The 15,739-nt window shown below is 63.5% G+C and carries 12 protein-coding genes; 7 read left to right on the top strand and 5 right to left on the bottom strand.

Annotation, left to right across the window (positions count from 1 at the left end):
- The first annotated feature begins 8 nt into the window (after positions 1 to 8).
- From GGQ88_RS08920 to GGQ88_RS21260, 6 genes are all read left to right on the top strand, one after another.
- Positions 9 to 884, top strand: a complete 876-nt coding sequence (locus GGQ88_RS08920; RefSeq protein WP_183612795.1) for an XrtA system polysaccharide deacetylase — start codon at positions 9 to 11, stop codon at positions 882 to 884.
- Entirely contained in the window at positions 881 to 1,936 is a 1,056-nt protein-coding gene (locus GGQ88_RS08915; protein WP_183612794.1) for a FemAB family XrtA/PEP-CTERM system-associated protein, read from the top strand. The genes GGQ88_RS08920 and GGQ88_RS08915 overlap by 4 nt, the downstream gene beginning before the upstream one ends.
- Positions 1,933 to 3,165, top strand: a complete 1,233-nt coding sequence (locus tag GGQ88_RS08910) for a TIGR03087 family PEP-CTERM/XrtA system glycosyltransferase (protein ID WP_183612793.1) — start codon at positions 1,933 to 1,935, stop codon at positions 3,163 to 3,165. The genes GGQ88_RS08915 and GGQ88_RS08910 overlap by 4 nt, the downstream gene beginning before the upstream one ends.
- Positions 3,152 to 4,720 (top strand): exosortase A, encoded by a 1,569-nt coding sequence (xrtA, locus tag GGQ88_RS08905; RefSeq protein WP_343057139.1) that lies wholly within the window; start codon positions 3,152 to 3,154, stop codon positions 4,718 to 4,720. The genes GGQ88_RS08910 and xrtA overlap by 14 nt, the downstream gene beginning before the upstream one ends.
- A 10-nt stretch (positions 4,721 to 4,730) precedes the next feature.
- Entirely contained in the window at positions 4,731 to 6,620 is a 1,890-nt protein-coding gene (locus tag GGQ88_RS08900) for an XrtA/PEP-CTERM system amidotransferase (protein WP_183612920.1), read from the top strand.
- 75 nt (positions 6,621 to 6,695) lie between these two features.
- Positions 6,696 to 8,987: an EAL domain-containing protein gene (locus tag GGQ88_RS21260; protein ID WP_246385674.1), complete on the top strand. Its 2,292-nt coding sequence runs from the start codon at positions 6,696 to 6,698 to the stop codon at positions 8,985 to 8,987.
- A 312-nt stretch (positions 8,988 to 9,299) separates the two neighbouring features.
- On the opposite strand, the gene zapE is transcribed toward GGQ88_RS21260, so the two are convergent.
- From zapE to GGQ88_RS08870, 5 genes are all read right to left on the bottom strand, one after another.
- Positions 9,300 to 10,436, bottom strand: a complete 1,137-nt coding sequence (zapE, locus tag GGQ88_RS08890) for a cell division protein ZapE (protein WP_183612791.1) — start codon at positions 10,434 to 10,436, stop codon at positions 9,300 to 9,302.
- Positions 10,433 to 10,897, bottom strand: coding sequence for a PaaI family thioesterase (locus GGQ88_RS08885; RefSeq protein ID WP_183612790.1), 465 nt, complete (start codon positions 10,895 to 10,897; stop codon positions 10,433 to 10,435). Before GGQ88_RS08885 ends, zapE begins: the two co-directional genes overlap by 4 nt.
- A 5-nt stretch (positions 10,898 to 10,902) precedes the next feature.
- A complete protein-coding gene (locus tag GGQ88_RS08880; protein ID WP_221214598.1) occupies positions 10,903 to 11,685 on the bottom strand; it encodes a succinate dehydrogenase iron-sulfur subunit in 783 nt (260 codons plus the stop codon).
- Between the two features lie 98 nt (positions 11,686 to 11,783).
- Complete coding sequence (locus tag GGQ88_RS08875) at positions 11,784 to 13,478, bottom strand: amidohydrolase (protein ID WP_183612789.1); 1,695 nt, start codon at positions 13,476 to 13,478, stop codon at positions 11,784 to 11,786.
- Positions 13,475 to 14,851, bottom strand: a complete 1,377-nt coding sequence (locus tag GGQ88_RS08870) for an amino acid permease (RefSeq protein WP_183612788.1) — start codon at positions 14,849 to 14,851, stop codon at positions 13,475 to 13,477. The genes GGQ88_RS08875 and GGQ88_RS08870 overlap by 4 nt, the downstream gene beginning before the upstream one ends.
- A 183-nt stretch (positions 14,852 to 15,034) precedes the next feature.
- On the opposite strand from GGQ88_RS08870, the gene GGQ88_RS08865 reads away from it, so the two are divergent.
- Complete coding sequence (locus GGQ88_RS08865) at positions 15,035 to 15,658, top strand: class I SAM-dependent methyltransferase (protein ID WP_343057138.1); 624 nt, start codon at positions 15,035 to 15,037, stop codon at positions 15,656 to 15,658.
- Positions 15,659 to 15,739 lie beyond the last annotated feature (81 nt).

Below are 15,739 nucleotides of genomic sequence, written 5' to 3'. Positions count from 1 at the left end.
CTGAACAAATGACCGCGCCGCCCATTCTCAACGGGCTTTCCGTCGACGTAGAGGACTGGTTCCAGGTCGGCGCGTTCGAGACGGTGATCGACCGGAGCGACTGGGACGGTCTGGATTGTCGCGTCGAGACCAATTGCGCTCAAATCCTTGCGCTGTTCGAAGCGGCGGGGGTCAAGGGCACGTTTTTTACCCTGGGCTGGGTGGCGCAGCGCTATCCTGCGATGATGCGTCGCATCGCCGACGCGGGTCATGAGATCGCCAGCCATGGCTGGGATCACCAGCGCGTGTTCGTGCTGGGTCGCGATGCGTTTGCGCAGGATGTTTCGCGCGCGCGCAAGGTGCTGGAAGACACGACCGGCCAAGCCGTGACCGGTTACCGCGCGCCTAGTTTCTCGATCGATGCACGCACGCCCTGGGCGCATGAAGTGCTGGCCGAGCAGGGCTATGCCTATTCCTCGTCGGTCGCGCCGATCGTGCATGACCATTACGGCTGGCGCGAGGCACCGCGCTTTGCGTTTCGTCCCGTGGCGGGGGCGGATTTCATCGAGATTCCGGTTACGACGGCTGAAGTTGCCGGTCGGCGCATGGCTGCGGGGGGCGGCGGGTTCTTCCGTCTGCTGCCGTATGCCGTATCACGCTGGGCGATCCGGCAGGTCAACTTGCGTGACCGGCGTCCTGCGGTGTTCTATTTCCACCCGTGGGAAATCGATCCCGATCAGCCGCGCCCGCAGAGCGCGCCGCTCAAGTCGCGGTTGCGGCACTATACCAATCTCGACGTGATGGCGGGCAAGCTTGACCGGGTGATCCGCGAATTCCGCTGGGGCCGGATGGACGAGGTTGCCGCAATCGAGGCCGCGCGCACGCCCGCGGCGATGGCCGCATGAACGCGCCGTTCGTGCCTTCGCGCGTGGCGGTCCGGCTGGCTGATCCTGGTGATCGGCTCGCGATCGCGCGGTTTCTGGGCGAGCGTCCCGATACGACGGCATTTCACCGGCTCGAATGGCTCGATGCGGTGGAGCGTTCGACCGGCCATGGCACGCACATTTTGCTGTCCGAGCAGGGCGAGGCGATCCGCGCGGTCCTGCCGCTACATGAGGCGCACAGCCCGTTGTTTGGGCGCGCGCTGGTCTCCACCGGTTTCGCAGTCGACGGTGGCGTGGTCGGCGAGGCCGATCCGGCGCTTTTCGCAGCGGCGCAGGAACTGGCGCTGCGTCTCAACTGTCCGAGTTTGGAGCTGCGCGGCGGGCCGTTGCCGGAAGGAGAGGGCTGGCACGTCAAGACCGACAGCCATGCGGGCTTTGTCCGGCCACTTGCCGCTGACGACGAAGCGCAACTGCTTGCTGTGCCGCGCAAGCAGCGGGCCGAGGTGCGGCGCGGGCTGGGCCATGACATGGAAGTTCGTATCGGGACCGACGCGTCAGCGCGGGCGATGCATTATGCGGTTTACTCTGAATCGGTGCGCAATCTGGGTACGCCCGTGTTCCCGCGCGCCCTGTTCGAGGCGGTGCTCGATGGGTTCGGCGATGATGCGGACATCCTGACCGTGCTTCACGAGGGGCAGGCGCTGGCGTCGGTGCTGAGCCTGTATCATCGCGGCGCGGTGATGCCGTATTGGGGTGGCGGTGTACCGGCCGCGCGGACAATGCGCGCCAACGACGTGATGTATTATGCGCTGATGAACCACGCGCGCGGCAAAGGCTGCGACCGGTTCGATTTCGGGCGGTCCAAGACCGATACGGGCGCATATCACTTCAAGCGCAACTGGGGTTTCGAGCCGCAGCCGCTGTCCTACGCCTGCTGGACGGCCGACGGCGTGGCACCGCGCGACATCAACCCGCTCAGCCCGCGCTACAAGGCGAAGATCGCGGCATGGCAGAAGCTGCCGCTGCCGCTGGCGAACCGGATCGGGCCGCTGATCGCGCGAGGCCTCGCGTGAGCGAGGTTCTGTTCCTTGCCCACCGCATTCCGTTTCCACCCGACCGGGGGGACAAGATCCGCTCGTGCCATGTGCTGCGTCATATCGCCGCGCTCGCGCCGGTGCATGTGGCGTGTTTTGCCGACGACGAGACCGACCTTGGGCATGAGCCGGAGCTTGCTGCACTTGCCGCTAGCCATTGTCTGGTGCGCCGTACGCGCTCGCTGCCGGTGGCGGGACTGGCTGCGCTTGCTACAGGAAAGCCTGTCAGCCTGACCGCCTTTGCCGACGATGCTCTGCATGCATATGTTGCGCGGGTTCTGGCCGAGCGACCCATAGCGGCGATTTACGTGTTCTCGGGCCAGATGGCGCAATACGTGCCCGCCAGTTTCGCGGGACGCGTGGTGATGGACTTCGTCGACGTCGATTCGGCCAAGTTCGAAGCTTATGCCAAGTCCGGCGGGTTCGCCGCGCGCACGCTGTACGAGCGCGAGGCGCGTTTGCTCAGCCGCTTCGAAAGCCGGATCGCGCGTCGCGCCAGTGTCAGCCTGCTGGTCACGCCCGAGGAGACCGGCCTGTTTCGTGCGCGCCTGTCCGATGGGGACGAGCCCGTCCTTCAGGCCATGTGCAACGGTATCGACACGGAATTCTTCGACCCGCAAGATGTGCCCGGCGCGCTTGAAATGGCGGGCGAGGGGCCGCAAATCACGTTCACCGGGCAGATGGATTATCCACCCAACGTGGCCGCGGTCGAGATGTTTGCGCGCGATGTCATGCCTGCTATCCGTGCCGTGATACCCGACGCGCGGTTCAATGTCGTTGGTCGTGCGCCGGCGCCCGCGGTCCGCGCGCTCGATGGTGTTCACGCGACCCGCGTGACGGGAGCAGTGCTGGACGTGCGCCCTTGGGTGGTGGGGGCCGATCTTGTCGTGGCGCCGCTGACGATTGCACGCGGCGTCCAGAACAAAGTGCTCGAGGCGATGGCGATGGCGCGTCCGGTCCTTGCAACGCCACAGGCCGCAACCGGAATTGCGGCGCGTGATGGTTTCGAGCTGGTTGTCGCGGAGGGCGCGGAGGCGCTGGCGCGTCAGGCGCTCGCGCTGCTCCACGATCCTGTCCGCTCGGCAACGATAGGCCAATCGGCGCGGGCATTTGTCCTTCGCGAGTGCGGCTGGAACCATGTGCTGGCACCGCTCGCCGGGCTCCTCGGCCTGGGCGATACGGGCGGAGGGGCGCGTGTTGCCGCCTGAGATCGCGGTGAGAGCCCCGTTGGCGCGCGCCTGGGCCGCGATACCCGCTGCGTGGCACCGGCCGCTGGTGCTGCTTGCTCTGGCGTGGGCGGGGAACGTCGCGCTGTTCTTTGACGACTGGCGCGCCATGGCGCTGCAGTGGTGGGACAGCTCGACTTACAACCACATCCTGCTGATCCCGTTCATTCTAGCCTGGCTGCTATCGTTGCGGTGGCGCGAAGTTCTGCGCATCGAACCGCAAGGCTGGTGGCCGGGGCTGGTGCTGTTCTGTGGTGCGGGCTTTTTCTGGCTGCTCGGCGATTTTGCGGGGCTCTCGCTGGCAACGCAGCTTGGCGTGGTGCTGATGGCGCATGCCAGCGTGTTGACCCTGCTTGGCCCGCGCGCGTCGGTTGCGGTGCTGTTCCCGCTTGCGTACATGCTGTTTCTGGTGCCCGCAGGCGACGAGCTGATCCCGGCGCTGCAGACGATCACTGCCTCGATCACGATGGCGCTCCTAGATCTGTCCGGCGTGCCTGCGCACATTGAGGGCGTGTTTATCACCACGCCCGGCGGCTATTTCGAAGTTGCCGAGGCCTGTTCGGGCGTCAAGTTCCTGATCGCGATGATCGCCTACGGCGCGCTGGTGGCGAATGTCTGCTTTCGTTCTTGGCCGCGGCGGATTGCATTCATGGCGCTGAGCGTGGCCATGCCGATCATGGCCAACGGCGTGCGCGCGTGGGGTACGATCTTTATCGCCGAGCATCGCGGGATCGAGTTTGCCGCAGGATTCGACCACATCTTCTACGGCTGGATCTTCTTCGCGCTGGTCATGGCGCTGGTCATGGGGACGGCCTGGCGTTTCTTCGATCGCGCGATCGACGATCGCATGATCGACGTTGACGCCATCACTTCGAACACAATCCTCACCCGCTTGACCAATATGGCCATAGGCCCGCGCAAGGGTCTGGCCGCGATGGCGGGGGCGGCGCTGCTGTTTACCGGATGGGGCACGTGGGCGGCCCGGCTGGAAGCGCCGCTGCCGACGCAGATACATCTGCCGAACGTGCCCGGATGGCAGCAGGTCGACTATGCCCCGCTGGCATCATGGGAGCCGCTGCATAGCGGCGCGGAACACACCCTGTTGGGGCGCTTCGTGGACGCCCGGGGGCATGTCGTGGACGTGTCCATCGCGCTTTACGCGGCGCAGGAAGATGGGCAGGAAGCTGGCGGTTTCGGGCAGGGTGCCGTTCCGCTCAACGGGCGCTGGGCGTGGGAAAGTTCGCCGCCGCCGATTGCCGGTGGCCATGCCGATCGCATCCAGACGGCAGGCCCGGTGCACCGTCTTGCCGAGACGTTCTATCGTTCGGGCAATCTGTTCAGTGGCAGCAATACGCGATTGAAAATTCAGAACATGCAGGACCGATTGCTGTTGCGTGAACATGCCACGATGACGCTGATCCTGTCGACCGAGGATCAGGTCTCCGGGAGACCTCCCGCAACAGAGGCTTTGCGCGCGTTCGTTACTGCAACCGGTCCGGTCGATGCGTGGATGGACCGCGTGGCGTCTGGCCGCTAGGCACCGGGCTATGTGCGGCATTGCAGGAATTTTTCACACCGAGGGGCTCAAGCCCGTCGATCCCGATCGCGTCCGGCTGATGTGCGATGCGATCGCGCATCGCGGCCCGGATGGTGAGGGGGTTTGGACAGCGCCGGGCATCGGCCTCGGCCACCGCCGTCTCTCGATCATCGACCTCGCCGGATCGCCGCAGCCGATGGCCTCGGTCGAAGGCGATGTGATGATCGTCTTCAATGGCGAAATCTACAACTTCAAGGAGTTGCGCAAGGATCTTCAGGCTCTGGGTGCACACTTCCGCACCGACGGCGACACCGAAGTGATCATCCAGGCGTGGCGTCACTGGGGCACGGATTGCCTGCCCCGGCTCCACGGCATGTTCGCTTTCGCGCTCTACGACTTGCGCCAGCGGACGATGATGCTGGCGCGCGACCGGCTTGGCGTGAAGCCATTGTTCACCGCGCGGCTGCCCGATGGCTCGGTGATTTTCGGCTCGGAACTCAAGGCATTGCTGGCACATCCTTCGTTTCGGCGCGAGATCGATCCGCTGGCGATCGAGGACTACCTGACCTGGGGCTACGTGCCCGATCATCGCGCAATGCTGAAGGGCGTCGAGAAGCTCGCCGCGGGTCATTATCAACTGCTGCGTCATGACGCGCCACCCGCGGCGCCGGTACAGTGGTGGGACGTCTCGTTTGCCGAACGTGAGCGCGGCAACGCCGATGATCTCGGAGCGCACCTGCTGCACCACATGCGGCAAGCGGTGACGTCGCGGATGATTTCGGACGTGCCGCTCGGCGCGTTTCTGTCGGGCGGGGTAGATAGCTCCAGCGTTGTCGCGTTGATGGCCGAGGCGAGCTCGACGCCCGTCAAGACCTGCTCGATCGGTTTCGATGTCGCGGCACTCGACGAGACTGCCTATGCTGACAGGGTAGCTGAGCAGTTTCACACAGAGCATTGGAAAGACACGGTTTCGGCCGATGACTTTTCCCTGATCGACAAGCTTGCGGGCATGTTTGACGAGCCGTTCGCCGATGCCTCCGCGCTGCCGACGTTCCGTGTTTGCGAACTGGCGCGTCGGCATGTGACAGTCGCGCTATCGGGCGATGGGGCGGACGAGGCATTTGCCGGTTATCGCCGCCAGACCTTCCAGCATCGCGAGGAACAGCTGCGTGGGCTACTGCCTGCTGCGCTGCGCGGACCGGTGTTCGGGACACTGGGGCAGGTGTGGCCGAAGGCCGATTGGGCACCGCGTCCGCTGCGCGCCAAGGCCACATTGCTGAGCCTGTCTGCAAGCGGCGAGGAGGGCTATGCCCGTGCCTTGGCGGTTACCGGATCCGAGCAGCGCGATACGCTCTACAGCGCCGAGTTCCAGCGCCTGCGCGGCGACTACCGCGCCGAGCAGCCGTTTGTCGAACTGATGCGCAATGCGCCTGCCCGCAGCGGGCTCGATCGCGCGCAGTATGCCGATCTCAAATTCTACCTGCCCGGCGATATCCTGACGAAGGTCGATCGCACGAGCATGGCTGTCAGCCTGGAGGCGCGCGAGCCACTGCTCGATCACCGGCTGGTCGAATTCGGCGCGAGGCTGCCCGAACGCATGAGGGTGCGAGGGACTACGGGCAAATGGCTGGTGAAGCAGACGATGCGACGGTATCTGCCGCAGGACGTGCTGTTCCGCCAGAAAATGGGTTTCGTCACTCCAATCGCGCAATGGCTGCGTGGTCCGCTGGCAGGCGCGGCGCGGGGGCTTGCATCGGACGGGGTGCTGGCGCGCAGCGGTTGGTTTGATGCGGCGCGGATCGATGCCCTGGCAGAAGCGCACATCAGTGGGCGAGCCGATCACAGTCGGTTGATCTGGCAACTGCTGATGTTGCGGAAATCGCTCGAACAGCTTGGTTGATGCGTCATTAAGCACGCGTTCTGGTAAGGCGATCTTCACCATTGCGGACTAATCGGGTGTAGAAACAACAGCCGAATGTCCATGCTGAAGAAACTGCGCTCACCGCTGTATCTCGCGCTGCTCATCCCGGCGTTGCTGACTATTGCCGGCGATTGGCTCGCGCCGCTGGATCACACTTTTCGTAATGCCCGCTCGAAAATCGGGAAGCACGAAGCGTCGCAATCCATCGTTGTGGTTTCGATCGACGACGGTACCAGTCGGCGAGACGCCTCGGCCACATCGAGCAAAAATCTCGCGGAGGTCCTTGAAGCGGTTAGGCGCTACATGCCTCATCGGGTGTTCATTGATGCACCGGTAAACTTTGGTCAGGACCGAACGGGTGATGCCGAGCTGGTGGCAGCGGTTCGCGACCTCGCACCCGATGCAGCGTTCGTCGTCAGGAACGAGAAGTTCGTCAGCAGTTCCGATGAACTGCAGGACCAGGATCTACGCATTCCCGATGCCGCGATTTCGAAATCCGTTCCCTTGGTGGTGTCATCGTGGAACACTAACTTTTTCGATTATGCGATCTCGTCGCCCTATTCGATCGATTGGCACGGGCAAAGACTGCAGTCTTTCTCCTCTGCACTGGCAGGAGCGGATTCCGGACCTCAATCCACATTCCGGCCTGATTTTCTGCTCGATCCGAAGACAGTTTCCAGGATCAGAGCCAGCTCTCTGACCAGTGGAAACTTCACGCCCGGGCTGCTCACGGGCAGGACCGTCGTCGTGACCTTCGAAGGTACCGTACCTCCGATCGGGTACTATGGCAGCGGTCGGCGTTTTCCCCTTGATCTCGATATCGCCGGAGCGGCGGCGCTCACAAAGCCGGTCGCGCTGTCGCTCGGCGCCTTGCCTCTTCTTTTTCTAGCTTGGCTGCTGATCCGCGCAGGCAGCCGGAGCATACGCAAGCGGGCAAAGGTTGCGTTGCACGGCGCAGCGTTGCTGTCAGTGATCACTCTGCCTGCGGCACTTGAGCCTCTGGGTGTGACCCTGGAAGTGAGCGCAGGATTGCTTGCGGTGGCGATCTACGGGTTTTCGCGCTTGTGGCAATATCGCATTCGCCGGGTGCAGCTGACTAGCGCCTCGGGGTTGCCCAACCTGCTCGCGCTCAGTGCAGAGCCGCTTGAGGTCGGTCAGGATGTCGTGGTCGCGGTGATTGCGCGCTATGAAGAGTTTCTCGCAACCCTTCCCAAGGACCTGCACGGCGAATGTGCCCGGCAAATCGCGCGCAGGCTCGGAGTCGGATCAGGCATCGACAGGGTCTATAACGGTGAAGGCGGGCACTTTGCCTGGACCGAAGAGGCGCGACCGCTGGAAATGCAGCTGGATCATCTTGAAGGTTTGCGCGCGTTGTTTTCCGCGCCGCTCGAGATCGGCTCGTATACCTTCGATACCAACATCCACTTCGGTCTTGATCGCAATGAAGGCCTCGATGCGCTGACCCGTGTCAACTCGGCACTCGCCAGTGCCAACGATGCGTTGGCCAGCGGCCGGGCGATCGAGCTTTACGAAGCCGATCGACTGGCCGAGGCAAGCTGGGAATTGTCACTGCACGCCCGGCTTGATGAGGGCCTGCGCAATGGTGAGATCTGGCTCGCCTATCAGAGCCAGTGGGACATGCGTAGCGGTATGCCGTCCGGTGCCGAAGCGCTTATCCGATGGAGCCATGCGACGCGAGGGCCAATTCCTCCCGACGCCTTCATTCTCCAGGCCGAAAGGGCCGGACGGATCGATGCCCTGACCTACTGGGTCTTTGAAGAAGCGATAACCGCGGCCCTGGCTCTAAATGCGATGGGCCAGCGCTTTCAGATGAGCGTCAACCTATCGGCGCAAATGGTCGACAAGCCCGGGCTGGTCCCCACCCTGATCGAAATCGTCAATCGGCGCGGAATCGACCCTGGGCTGCTGACGGTCGAAATTACCGAGACATCCAGCGTGCGCAACCGCCCGGCTGCGGTTCACAACCTTACCCACTTGCGTAGAGTCGGCTTCCGGCTCTCGATCGATGATTTCGGGACGGGTGAAGCGAGTCTTGCCTATCTGGCCGATCTGCCAAGTGACGAATTGAAGCTGGACCGGCGCTTTATCTCGAAAGTCATCTCGCATGAGCGCGAACTCAAGATCGTCAAGAGTACGATCGATCTTGCCCATGCGCTCGGTCAGACCGTCGTAGCCGAAGGTATCGAAGACGAGGCGACGTGGCTCAAGCTCGTGCAGTTGGGTTGTGACGTCGGACAGGGTTATCATCTGGGCCGACCGATGGCGTTTCAGGATTTCCGCAAAACCATTCTCAAATTGGGACACTTCCATTTGGGAAGTGTTTAGATGTTGTTAACCAGTTAGCTCCGTGTTAACCATTCGCGTCAACTCGTGGATGGAGGCACTTATGTTCGCAGCACTTAACTTGGCGTGGAGCGTCTGGGATTGGCTCTTCCGTTAAGGGCCTTTTCTGGTATCTCATTGAAATACCAACATATTAATAACTGAAGCGCTGCTGCATCGGTGATGCTCGGCGCTTTTGTTATGTAAGCGACCGGCCTGGCGGGCCGATTCGTGGTTAAGGAAAAATGGCAGGGCAGGCGCCGTTTGGCGCGGCTGTACGTTCTTTGATGAGCGAGCGAGCGCTTTGCGCCAGTGCTACTGTTCTTCGCCGTGGCCGAGTGCCAGATATTCCTGGCTCTGCATTTCCATCAGGCGGCTGACCGTGCGGTCGAACATGAACCGCCCTTCCTCATCGCCTTTTCCGGCCCAATCGTACAATTCCGCCGGCTCTGCGTCCGCGGTGGCGATCAGCTTGACCTTGTGCTCGTAGAGCGCGTCGATCAGCGTGATGAAGCGCGCCGTCTCGTTGCGCAGTTCAGGGCCGAGGCGCGGTATCGCGACGACGATCGTGGTGTGGAAATTGCGCGCGATGGCGAGATAATCCGCTGCGCCGCGGGCTTCGCCGCATAGCCGCTTGAAGCTGAACACCCCCACGCCTTTCAGACTTTTGGGGACATGCAGCATGCGCCCGCCACCGACATCGAGTTCGGCGCTGGGCACGTGTTCGCTGTCTTCGGGGGGGTAATCGGTAAGCTTGAAGAACGCCTCGCGCACGGCCTCGGTCGCGACGGGACCGACGGGGACATGCCATGTGCCGACGCCTTGCATGCGCTGCAGGCGGTAGTCGGTCGGGCCGTTCAGCCTCAGGACGTCGAGCCGCTGCTCGACGAGCGCGATGAACGGCAGGAAGTGTTCGCGATTGAGGCCGTTCTTGTAGAGATCGGAAGGCGCGCGGTTGGACGTGGTGACGATCGTGAGGCCGCCTTCGTTGATCAGCGCAGTGAACAGGCGGCTCATGATCATCGCGTCGGCGCTGTTGTTGACGACCATTTCATCAAAGCAGAGCACGCGTGTTTCTGCGGCGATCGAGCGGGCTACGGGCGGGATCGGATCGCCGGTTTCGCTCTTGCGGGCCTCGCGCAACCGGGCATGCACGTCGAGCATGAATTCGTGGAAATGTGCGCGGCGTTTCGCGGTGATGGCCAGGTTATCGTGGAACAAGTCCATCAGCATCGACTTGCCGCGCCCGACGCCGCCCCACATGTAGATGCCGCGCGGGGGTGGGGAGGCTTTCTTGCCAAGAAGTTTTGCCATGAAGCCCGGAGCGGATGCGGGCTCTTCCAGTTCACGCTGCAACTGCGCGAGGCGTGCGGCGGCAGCGGCTTGTTCGGGGTCGGCCCTAAGTTCTCCCGCCGCAATCAATTCGTGGTAGCGGGCAAGGACGCCAGTCATCGCCGGGTGGGCTTGCGGATCGTGCCGTTGAACGCGGCGATCGTGTCGTCGCCCTGTACGACCAGTCCGCGCAGGAAGACGAGGCGACCGGTTTCGCGCAGGACTTCGACGACCGCGTCGAGCGGTTCCCCGAGGCGGCCCGCGCCGATGAACTGGGTGGACAAGTCAAGCGTGACCGAGCCGCCCGCATCACCATCGAGAAGCGTGCGCATGGCGGCAAACATCGCGATGTCGATGAGCGCGAGCGTCACTCCGCCATGGACCACGTCAAGCAGGTTCGAGTGGCGGCGCTCAGGAAACATTCGCAGGCGCGCGACCTGACCGCCATCAGCGCGCTGTTCGATCCGCGTGAGCAAGCGCCCCATCGTCTGGGCGTTGAACCTGGTTTGATCGGTCAGGTTCCAGTTGAACCAGCCGGGATGATCCTCGGCCGGCCCATACTCGAATGCGGTTTCCGCCATGCCGATCAGACCAGGCGTTCTGCCTGCATCTTCTTGATTTCGGCGATGGCGCGCGCGGGCGAGAGGCCCTTGGGGCAGACGTTGGCGCAGTTCATGATCGTGTGGCAGCGATAGAGGCGGAAGGGATCTTCCAGTTCATCCAGGCGCTCACCGGTCATTTCGTCGCGGCTGTCGGCCAGCCAGCGATAGGCCTGAAGCAGGATTGCCGGGCCAAGGAACTTGTCCGAATTCCACCAGTAGCTGGGGCACGAGGTGCTGCAGCAGGCGCACAGGATGCATTCGTACAGGCCGTCGAGCTTTTCGCGCTGTTCGGGCGACTGCAGGCGCTCCTTGCCCGAAGGCGTTGGCGTGACGGTCTGCAGCCACGGGCGGATCGAGGAATACTGTGCGTAGAAGTGGGTGAAATCGGGGACGAGGTCCTTGATCACTTCCATGTGCGGAAGCGGCGTGATGCGCACTTCGCCCTTCAGATCCTCGATCGCAGTGGTGCAGGCAAGGCCATTGCGGCCGTTGATGTTCATCGAGCACGAACCGCAGATGCCTTCGCGGCACGAGCGGCGGAAGGTGAGCGTGGGATCGGCCTCGCTCTTCATCTTGATCAGCGCGTCGAGCACCATCGGGCCGCACTGTTCGAGATCGATATCGAAGGTATCGTAACGCGGATTTTCGCCGCTGTCGGGATCGTAACGATAGACCTTGAACTTGCGGATCTTGCCTTGCGTGGGGGCCGCGTGATGACGGGCCTTGCCGGTGATCGTGGAGTTCTTCGGAAGCGAGAAGGTCGCCATCGTCATATCCTGTGTTTCGTGCCTTGAGTCGTCCTTAGCGATTGCAGCGCGGGGGGCAAGAGGGTCCGGGGTGCGGTTTTGTGGTGGAGAGTGATGGGTTACCTCTTGCGGCTGTAGACGAGCTTTCCGCCGACCCAGGTCTGATCGACCAGCGTTTGAAGCAGTTGCTCTGCCGGGACGGTCAGCGGGTCGCGGTCCAGAACGATGAAGTCGGCGAATTTGCCGGGTTCGAGGGTGCCTTTCTTGGCTTCGTCCCAGGCCACGGCGGCGGCTTTGGCGGTGTAGAGGCGGATGGCCTGTTCGCGGGTGATGGCTTCGGACAGGGCGAACTGGTGGCCGGTCATGCCCTTGCGCGTCACGGCACTGTAAAGGCCGACCATCGGCCCGATCGGCAGGTTGTCGCTGCTCATCACCACGTTGACCCCGAGGCCGATGGGCGTGGCCATGGGGTTGATCGTGTCGAGCCGTTCGCCATCCAGGACCTGCAGGTAGCGGCCTTCGAGGTTGTAGGTGAAGTTGGGCTGGGCGGTGGTCCACACGCCGTCTGCGGCCATGGTCTTCATCGTCTGCTGCGTCGGCATCATGGTGAAGTGCGAGATGAACCAGCGATGGTCCTGCTTCGGGTGCGCGACGAGGTTTTCGTGATAGGCCGCCGCAACGATGTTTATCGCCTCATCGCCGATGGCGTGGATGCCGAGTTGCCAGCCGAGCGCGGCGGAAGTGTCGATCATGTCCTTGAGCGCGGGCTCGGTCATGAAAGTGGTGCCGCGAAAGCCGGGCTGGCCCTTGTAGTCCTTCGATGTGCGCGCGGTAGGGCCGGTGAAGCCGCCGTCATATGCGCTTTCGCCGATCGGGCCGAGCTTCAAACGATCGTCGCCATAGCCGGTGTGGTGGGGGAACTTCTTCAGGCGTTCTGCGCCCGGGTACATGATGTAGAGCGTGGCGCGGGGAAGCGACTCGCCTTCTTCGGCGTAGATCGCGGACAATTGCTTGAACGTGTGGCCGCGCACCGCGTTGCCACCGCCGCCGGATATGCCGCCCTGCTCGACCGGCTCATCGTCGATGGTGGTCCAGGCTTCCATGAAGCTGGTGATGCCAAGTCGCAGCAGGTCCTTTAGCGAGTTGACGTAGCTGGGGCGCATCTGCGCCGGGCTGTCGGCGGGGACCAGCTTTAGCACGAGATCGGTGCGTTCGCGGATTATGCCGCTGGGTTGACCATCCGGCCCGCGTTCGATGACACCGCCTGCGGGGTTGGGCGTATTCGCGTCGATGCCGGCAAGCTTGAGCGCGAGCGAATTGGCGACTGCGCTGTGGGCACCGGCGCGGACGAGGACGACCGGATTGTTCGGTGCGATGGCATCGAGGTCGGCACGGCTGGGATTGCGCTTTTCGGCGAGCAGGGCTTCGTCCCAGCCAGACCCGGCGACCCATTCGCCGGGGCCGAGTTCGCGCGCCTTGGCGGCGACCATGGCGCCGAGTTCGGCGATCGAGCGGGCCTTGTCGGGTTCGATCGAGCGGTGCGACAGGCCCTTGAGATGCAGATGCGTGTCGATGAAGCCGGGCATCAGGGTGCGGCCCTGAAGATCGACGGTGCGTGGGGCCTGCCAGTCCTTGGCGAGTTCCGGGCCGCCGGTGGCTGCGATCTTGCCATCCTTGATCGCGATGGCCGTATGGATGGCAAAATCCTTGTCGACCGTCAGCACCTTCCCGTTGACGAACAGCACGTCGGCCTGCTGCGGCGCGGCCATTGCCGGGAGCGGAAGTGCGGCGAGGAGAAGTGCGAGGCGTTTCATGGGCGTGCTCTCAGGTGGGGGCGGCGCAGGATTATCCATGCGCCGGCGACAATGGCGACGGTGACCGCGCTGGCGACGAACTGCGGGCGCAAATCGGGGACGAAGGCCATGGCGATCAGGACGATGACGATCGCGGCGATGGTGGCGTAGCTGAGGCTCGGGAATAGCCACATGCGCAGGGCGATCGTCTCGGGTGCGGTGGCTTCGACCTGGCGGCGGAGACGGACCTGCGCGATGCAGACCATCAGGTAGATCACCAGCATCAGCGCCCCCGAGGCGCTGACGAGGAAGCTGAACACGCCTTGCGGTGAGAGGATCGAGGCGGCCATTGCGCCATAGCCGAACAGGCTGGCGATCAGTGTCGCGCGCGCGGGCACCTTGCGCTTGTTCAGGCGGATCAGCGCCTGGGGCGCATCGCCGTGGCGGGCCAGGCCGAACAGCGCGCGCGAGGTGACGTAGAGGCCGGAGTTGAGGCACGACAGCACGGCGACGAGGACGACCGCGTTCATGATCGTGGCGGCGAAGGGGATGCCCATCAGGGCGAGCGAGCTGGCGAACGGGGATTGGCCCGGAACGACTGTGTTCCAAGGTTGGACCGCGACGATGAGGATCAGCGAGAGCACGTAGAAGAGCAGGATGCGCAGCGCGACCGACCCGGTCATGCGCGCGATGACTTTGGCCGGGGCCTTGGATTCGGCGGCGGCGACCGTGGCGATCTCTGCGCCGCAGAGCGCGAAGATCACGCTGGTCACACCGCCGACGACGGCGCCCCAGCCCTTGGGGGCAAAGCCGCCGTGCGCGGTGAGGTTGGCGAAGGTGTTGCCGGTGGGCGATGTGACACCGAACGCCCAGAGCGCGGCGATGACGATGAAGCCGACGATGGCGACGACCTTGGCGGTCGACAGCCAGAACTCGAACTCGCCGTAGGAGCGGGCGGAGAACAGGTTTACCAGCGTCATCAGCGCAAGCAGGACGCAGCCGATCTGCCAGACTTCGAACGGCAGCCATTGCGCGATGATCACTGCGCCGGCGATGGCCTCGATCGCGACGACGATCACCCAGAAGTACCAGTAGAGCCAGCCCGAGACGAAGCCCGCCAGCGGGCCGAGCGCGATGCGGACGAGTTCGGTAAACGAGCCCGCACCGGGATGCATCATCGCCATTTCGCTGAGCATCCGCATGATCATCAGGATAACGAGACCGGCAAGACCATAGCTGATCACGACCGCCGGGCCGATCTGTTCGATCGAGGTGGACGATCCGACGAACAGGCCTGCACCGATGATCCCGCCGATCGCGATCATCGCGACGTGGCGCGCCTGGAGCGATGCCTCCAGCTGCTGTTCGGTACCCTGCAGAGTGCCCCCGGTCATGCTTGCCCCTTATCCTTGGTGGTCGTCTACCAATTGGGGCAATACGTCATTCGCGCGCCTGCTTGGCAAGTGCCGGTGACCGCACAGTGCAACGCTTGCGGATTGTGCTTGTAGACAATTGCATGAGGCCTTGTGACGCGGCATTCTTGCGGCTGAGGCAAAAGGGGAAGCGGGATGGGCGTGATGGCATTCTGGGAAACGCATGTCGTGCCCCGCGTGATCAAGTGCGCCTGCGCGTCGCCCGCGATCATGGAATTGCGCGCAGGCGTGGTTCCGCGAGCGCAGGGGCGGGTGTTCGAGATCGGCTGTGGCGGAGGGTTGAACCAGCAGTTCTACGATCCGGCGCGGGTGACGGCGTTTGCCGGGATCGATCCGTCGGGCAAGCTGCTCGACTATGCGCGGGCTGCGGCGGTGGAGCGCGGATTGCAGGCCGACATCCGCGAGGGCGTGGGTGAGGATATTCCGTTTGCGGATGAGAGCTTTGATACGGTGGTGTGCACCTACACGTTATGTTCGGTGCATGATCCGGTCAGGGTGCTGGGCGAGTTGCAGCGCGTGCTGCGGCGGGGCGGGCAGCTGTTGTTTCTCGAGCATGGGTTGAGCCCCGATGCCAGCGTTGCCAAGTGGCAGCGGCGGATCGAGCCAGTGTGGAAGCCGCTGATGGGAGGGTGCCATCTTTCCCGGCCGGCGACCGCACCGGTTCGCGCGGCGGGATTTCACATCGAGCATCCGGGGCAGCAGTACATGCCGGGCATGCCGCGCTGGGCGTCATGGATGGAATGGGGCACCGCGATCAAGGTGGATTAGCGGGGGCTACCAACGAATGCGGGCTTGCTTCCTCGCAAAGACGCGGTTTGATTGCAAAGACCATGACAAAGGAAAAGCCCC

The sequence above is a fragment of the Novosphingobium hassiacum genome (assembly GCF_014196055.1).
GTDB lineage: Bacteria > Pseudomonadota > Alphaproteobacteria > Sphingomonadales > Sphingomonadaceae > Novosphingobium > Novosphingobium hassiacum.
This window is presented reverse-complemented; position numbering and strand designations above follow the sequence as displayed.

What these genes read in the sequence shown, in the direction of transcription:
- GGQ88_RS08915 (WP_183612794.1), top strand. Translation starts at nt 881, where the DNA reads ATGAACGCGCCGTTCGTGCCTTCGCGCGTGGCGGTCCGGCTGGCTGAT.
- zapE (WP_183612791.1), bottom strand. Translation starts at nt 10,436, where the DNA reads ATGACTGGCGTCCTTGCCCGCTACCACGAATTGATTGCGGCGGGAGAA.
- GGQ88_RS21260 (WP_246385674.1), top strand. Translation starts at nt 6,696, where the DNA reads ATGTCCATGCTGAAGAAACTGCGCTCACCGCTGTATCTCGCGCTGCTC.
- GGQ88_RS08875 (WP_183612789.1), bottom strand. Translation starts at nt 13,478, where the DNA reads ATGAAACGCCTCGCACTTCTCCTCGCCGCACTTCCGCTCCCGGCAATG.
- GGQ88_RS08885 (WP_183612790.1), bottom strand. Translation starts at nt 10,897, where the DNA reads ATGGCGGAAACCGCATTCGAGTATGGGCCGGCCGAGGATCATCCCGGC.
- GGQ88_RS08900 (WP_183612920.1), top strand. Translation starts at nt 4,731, where the DNA reads ATGTGCGGCATTGCAGGAATTTTTCACACCGAGGGGCTCAAGCCCGTC.
- GGQ88_RS08920 (WP_183612795.1), top strand. Translation starts at nt 9, where the DNA reads ATGACCGCGCCGCCCATTCTCAACGGGCTTTCCGTCGACGTAGAGGAC.
- GGQ88_RS08880 (WP_221214598.1), bottom strand. Translation starts at nt 11,685, where the DNA reads ATGGCGACCTTCTCGCTTCCGAAGAACTCCACGATCACCGGCAAGGCC.
- GGQ88_RS08870 (WP_183612788.1), bottom strand. Translation starts at nt 14,851, where the DNA reads ATGACCGGGGGCACTCTGCAGGGTACCGAACAGCAGCTGGAGGCATCG.
- GGQ88_RS08865 (WP_343057138.1), top strand. Translation starts at nt 15,035, where the DNA reads ATGGCATTCTGGGAAACGCATGTCGTGCCCCGCGTGATCAAGTGCGCC.